This is a genomic window from Streptococcus fryi, assembly GCF_053206505.1.
On the sequence record NZ_JBRUGW010000053.1, the window covers coordinates 1 to 5,557 of the forward strand.

Below are 5,557 nucleotides of genomic sequence, written 5' to 3' on the forward strand. Positions count from 1 at the left end.
GAACACATTGCTTACCCTTTGTTTCCTGGCAGACCCTATGAGTTGAGTGAGCTATTTGAGCATCACTTGCCCTTCTCCCAATCAGCCACTATCGATGTGCTTGACGATGGGTTTCGTTTGGATGAGGAGACCTATTCACATGGTGTGCACCCGTTCAAACTGGATTCAGGGAAGCTGGTAACGGTTGTTTCATTTGCGGGGCGTCAGAGTGTTTACTTGCCAGATGGGATGCTTTACCTATCGTCCGATGACCATGCGACGATTCAAGTGTCGCTCCCGTCGCTGGAAGTTGTTCTCAGACCTCAAGCGGATGAGTGGCAGCTTGTTGCCAACCAAGCCTTTTATCACAATGGTCAGTTGGTGGCGGATAAAGCTTCACTCAAAGACCATGACACTGTTCTCTTTGCCTCAGGCTTATTCCTTTCAATAATTAATGACCGCTTGGAGTTTGCGATTGTGGGGGATTATCAGACGAACTTGTTGCCAGCAGAGTTGTCAGAACGAGATGAACGAGGGAAGGATTTCCACCGGTCGCCTCGGATTATTCTGAGAGAGCCCGAGAACTCGATTTTAATAGCCTCTCCGCCAACAGAAGCTGAAGAAAGTAAGCAATCTTTGGTGAAACTCTTGTTGACGCCAATTGCTATGATTGTGTTTACAGGGCTAACAGCTTTCTTTTTCAAAAGTGGAGGCATGGTCCTGATGATGATGGGGATGTCTGTCATTACTATCGGAACCTCCATTCACTCTTATTTTGCGGATAAGAAGAAACACCGTGAAACAGAAGAGCGGAAGATTTCAGATTATTTGACTTATCTGGATGGTAAATACGAGGAGTTGGCCAGCAGTAAGGCAGAACAAGAGATAGCTCTGCTTTACCATTACCCAGCGACAACCGATTTGCTTGAGATGGCAGCAACCATTGACCGCCGTATCTATGAGAAGACCCCATATCACTTTGACTTCTTGACTTACCGTTTGGGGCTCGGTCAAATCAAGGCGAGCTTTAGCGTTGATTACTCTGACTCAGAGATGACCAAGTACAATGAGGAGGCCAAACAAAAGGTCCAGGAACTCTTGGCTTACTATCGTCACTTGGACCAAATGCCTCTGCAGAATCAGCTTGGGTCGCCCATTGGTTATATCGGCTCTCGCCGAGTGGTGATTGAGCAAGTGCAACAACTGATGATGCAGGTGGCGACCTTCCAAAGTTACCATGATGTGCAGTTTGTGCCAATCTTCCGTGAGGAAGAGTTGCCACTCTGGAATTGGAGCCGTTGGTTGCCGCATACTCAGTTGAAAGTGTTTAACAGCCGTGGGTTTGTCTACAGCCAGCGAACACGTGACCAGCTCTTGACTTCGCTCTACCAAATCATCAAGGAGCGAAAGCTGGACAGTGAGCAGGAGAAATCCAGTGAGAAGCAGTATGCCCCACGCTATGTTCTGTTGATTACTGATTTGAGCCTGATGCTTGATCACAACATCATGGAGTATATCAATGAAGACCTGTCTCATTTGGACATTCACTATGTCTTTGTGGAAGAGGTGATTGAGAGCTTGCCTGAACATGTGAAGACCGTTGTGGACTATCGTGGGGATAAGAAAGCAACCCTGATTTTGCAGGAAGATACCTACCTCAATCAGGCTTTTGTCCCTCTGCCAGTGATTTCTCTTGAGGATAAGGAAACCTTTGCCCGAAACATGGCAGGGATTACCCATGTTCAGACCATGCGGAACTCTATCCCAGATAGCATCACCTTCCTTGAAATGTATGGAGTGAGCAAGGTTGAGGAGCTAGACCTCTTGACTCGCTGGAAGGAGAACGAGACCTATCAGACCATGTCGGTGCCTCTTGGTGTTCGTGGTCGTGATGATATCCTTTACCTCAACCTACACGAGAAGGCACATGGCCCTCACGGGTTGATTGCAGGAACGACAGGTTCTGGTAAGTCAGAGCTGGTACAGTCCTATATTCTGTCTCTGGCAGTCAACTACCACCCTTATGAAGTAGCCTTCTTGCTCATTGACTACAAGGGTGGTGGGATGGCTAATCTCTTTGCGGACTTGCCACACGTCGTTGGTACCATTACAAACTTGGATGGTAACCAGGCCAACCGAGCTTTGGTGTCTATCAAGGCCGAGCTCAAGAAGCGGCAGCGTATTTTCCAAGAAAACAATGTCAACCACATCAACCAGTACACCAAGCTCTTTAAAGAAGGTAAGGTTAAAGAACCACTCCCTCATCTATTGATCATTAGTGATGAGTTTGCGGAATTGAAGGCGAATCAACCAGAATTTATGGATGAGTTGGTTTCTACAGCCCGCATTGGTCGTTCTCTTGGGGTAAAACTGATTCTTGCGACACAAAAACCAAGTGGGGTTGTAAATGATCAAATTTGGTCCAACTCCAAGTTTAAAATTGCTCTTAAGGTACAAGATGTAGCGGACTCACGAGAAGTTATTAAGACCCCAGATGCGGCGGAAATTACTCAGACTGGTCGGGCCTACCTGCAAGTGGGGAACAATGAAATTTATGAACTGTTCCAAAGTGCTTGGTCTGGAGCTGACTATAATCCGGAAGGTAGAAATAGTGTCCAACGTGATATGACAGTCTACGAAATCACAGATAGCGGCCAGTACAATGCCATCAATAAAGACTTGAGTGGACTAAACAAACAAAAAGAGACCAAGGTTGTTCCGACAGAATTGGATGCCATTGTGGAAGAAGCGCATGAACTGTTTGAGGGTCTCCATATTCCGAAAGTAGCTAGTCCGTGGTTACCACCATTAGCGGAAAAAGTTTATGCCAAAGATTTGGCTTCTGTAAACTTTAAGGACTACTGGGGAACTTCAGACAATCTTCAATCCATCTTAGTGGGCTATCAAGATATCCCTGAGCGTCAAGAACAATCACCGCTCTACTTTGATATGGAGCAACGAGGACACATTCTATTAGTCTCTAGCCCAGGCTTCGGGAAATCAACCTTCCTACAAAACTTTGCGGTAGATGTCATGCGAAAACAAACGCCAGCACAGACCCACTTCTATCTCTATGATTTTGGGACTAGTGGCTTGATTTCGCTATCAGATTTCCCACATGTGGCAGACTATTTTGCTTTGGATGAGACAGAGAAAATCATGAAATCTCTCCGCTTCTTGATGAAAGAAGTGAAAGCTCGTAAGCGCGCCTTGTCTAAAGCCAAGGCAACGAACCTGAGTCAGTATAATCAGCTTTCAGAAGATAGTTTTCCTACTATCTTTATCGAGATTGATGGCTTTGATAGTGTCATGGATGCACCGTTCTCAGATGCCTTCTATGATGTCTTAAATGTTATTGCTCGTGATGGTGCGTCACTTGGTATCTATCTAATTGTGAGCCTATCTCGCCTCAATGCCATGCGTTTGCAGCTACAATCAAACTTCAAGACCAAACTTTCTCTTTTCTTATTTGATTCGAGTGATTTGTCTGGTGTTGTTGGTCGCTCCAATATTCCACTGGACGAAATCAAGGGACGAGCTATTGCCAAGTTTGATGAGATTGTCCAATTCCAAATGGTACTACCTTATAGTAGTGAACACTATACAGATTACATTAAGGAAGTTAAGACGGAAGTTGAGGCAATGAGCGCAGCCTATAGTGGACCATTTCCAGCTGGTATACCAATGTTGCCAGAAAAGGTTACCAAGGAGATTATGGCAGATAGCTTAGCGATGAACCAAGACTTTGTTTTGGGACTTGAGAGGGAGGCTGTTGAGCCAGCTATCTTGAGTTTTGAACGTCCAATCCTTATGGCTTCAGATAGCCCTGCTTTTGTGAACAATTACTACAAATTGCTGGAATATCATTTGAACCGCTTGTCTGGCGTTTACAATACGGTAATTCTGGATTCTAGTCAGCGGTTATCAATAAACTTCTTTGAAGGAGTCCAACGCTTTGATAGCTCTTTGGAAGTTGAAAATGTGATGAAAGCTATTATTGATGACTTCAAGAAACGCCTATCTAATCCAAGTCCAGATTATCCGAAGTGGTTGATTTTGATTCCAGATGTGGCAGCGACAGCTATGGCATCTGGCTTGAGCGAAGCAGACTTCAAACAGTTACTGGTCGAAGGTAGCCAGCATGGTGTGACCTTATTGTTGATTGGTACTTATCAAGACTTGGTATCAAATACCTACGATACTTTTGTCAAATTGGCTAATCAAATGGTGGAACAAGTATTCCTTGGCATGCGAATCAGCGATCAGAACCATACACGCTATCCATATATTAATAACGAACCAGCTTTGAGACCAAATCAAGGCTATATCTTACACCCAGAAGGGTATGAGTTTATTCAATTATTAGAACTATAGAGAGGACAGAAGATGTCAGAAATTACAATGTTACCACTAGGAAGTGTCGTTATTTTAAAAGGGAATACCAAAAAAATGATGATTATTTCTCGTGTCATTGCGGCACCAGTCAAAGGTGAAGTCTATCGTTTTGATTATGGTGCTTGTCTCTATCCTGAAGGATTGATGGGGGATAGTCTCATCTACTTTAACCATGAAGATATCTTAAAGGTTGTTCAGGAGGGATATACGGATGATGATAACGAGATAATGTTAGAAAATATTGCCAATATTTTAGCTACAACGGATATTCCTAAAGGAGATGTTGCTACACTAAATGAGGTCAATGGCATCGGAGGATAAGAATGGGTACAGTTGATTATAACCAAGTTTATCAGCTTCAGGGGCAAGTCAATAGGCATCGTTCGAGCATTTCATCCGCAAAAACTACGATTGCTTCAATTGATGAAAAACTGCAGAGGCTTCGCTCAGTAAAAAAATCAATCGGTAATATTCAGAGTGATGTTAATGATATTAAAGTATCTGTCATGTTGAAAAAAGATCAACCAGATTGGAAAGGCCAGAAAAAGAATGATTTCCAAAAAAGTTGGAATGACTTTTCAGGAAGCTATAGAAATTTTCAAACAGAAATGAATACCTTTTATGACGCTATTTGTGATGAAATTACACGATTAGAGAATCAAAAGAATGAGCAAAATGGGATTATTGGCTGGTGTCAAAGTCAAATCAATAACCTTAGTAATGCGATAGAGAAGCTATTCCATACGAAAGAGGGGTAAAATTCATGTTCGGAACGATACAGTTATCAAATGTTGCGTTTGGAAGTCATGTGATTAGCCTTACTTCCGCAAAAGAAAGTCTTGCAGGTGTCAGTAGCACGTTGCCAGAAACGACATCAGACTCTAAAGTGATGAAGCTTTATCAGGAACAGTTCAAGGAGCTGTCAGCTCTTGTAACAACCTATGTTTCGCTTTTGGAAACGGATATTGCTCTGATTTCACAAACAGGTCAGGAACTGGTTCACACAGACAATGTTCTTGGACATGCTTTGTTTTCAGGATTAAATTAGGAGAGTATTATGGGCTATAAAATCAAATTCGACGATATCACCTCTCTCCAGATAAGCACCCAGACGACCATTGGTTCATGGGGTGAGTCTGTTTCTAGTCTGAACACAGCTATGTCAGGTTTCATCAACGACCCC

At 43.4% G+C, this 5,557-nt stretch carries 4 protein-coding genes; all 4 read left to right on the plus strand.

Annotation, left to right across the window (positions count from 1 at the left end; genetic code table 11):
• Positions 1–6: 6 nt before the first annotated feature.
• From essC to ACVRZH_RS09710, 4 genes are read left to right on the plus strand one after another with little or no spacing between them, the layout of a single operon-like run.
• Positions 7–4,353: a type VII secretion protein EssC gene (gene essC, locus ACVRZH_RS09695; protein ID WP_447455087.1), complete on the plus strand. Its 4,347-nt coding sequence runs from the start codon at positions 7–9 to the stop codon at positions 4,351–4,353.
• Between the two features lie 12 nt (positions 4,354–4,365).
• Positions 4,366–4,695: a DUF4176 domain-containing protein gene (locus tag ACVRZH_RS09700; RefSeq protein WP_105137954.1), complete on the plus strand. Its 330-nt coding sequence runs from the start codon at positions 4,366–4,368 to the stop codon at positions 4,693–4,695.
• Between the two features lie 2 nt (positions 4,696–4,697).
• Positions 4,698–5,132 (plus strand): YwqH-like family protein, encoded by a 435-nt coding sequence (locus tag ACVRZH_RS09705; RefSeq protein ID WP_447455085.1) that lies wholly within the window; start codon positions 4,698–4,700, stop codon positions 5,130–5,132.
• 5 nt (positions 5,133–5,137) lie between these two features.
• A complete protein-coding gene (locus ACVRZH_RS09710) occupies positions 5,138–5,422 on the plus strand; it encodes a TIGR04197 family type VII secretion effector (RefSeq protein ID WP_447455086.1) in 285 nt (94 codons plus the stop codon).
• Positions 5,423–5,557 lie beyond the last annotated feature (135 nt).

Excerpts from the sequence above, each read along its gene's own strand:
- ACVRZH_RS09700 (WP_105137954.1), top strand. The coding sequence starts at position 4,366 with ATGTCAGAAATTACAATGTTACCACTAGGAAGTGTCGTTATTTTAAAA.
- ACVRZH_RS09705 (WP_447455085.1), top strand. The coding sequence starts at position 4,698 with ATGGGTACAGTTGATTATAACCAAGTTTATCAGCTTCAGGGGCAAGTC.
- ACVRZH_RS09710 (WP_447455086.1), top strand. The coding sequence starts at position 5,138 with ATGTTCGGAACGATACAGTTATCAAATGTTGCGTTTGGAAGTCATGTG.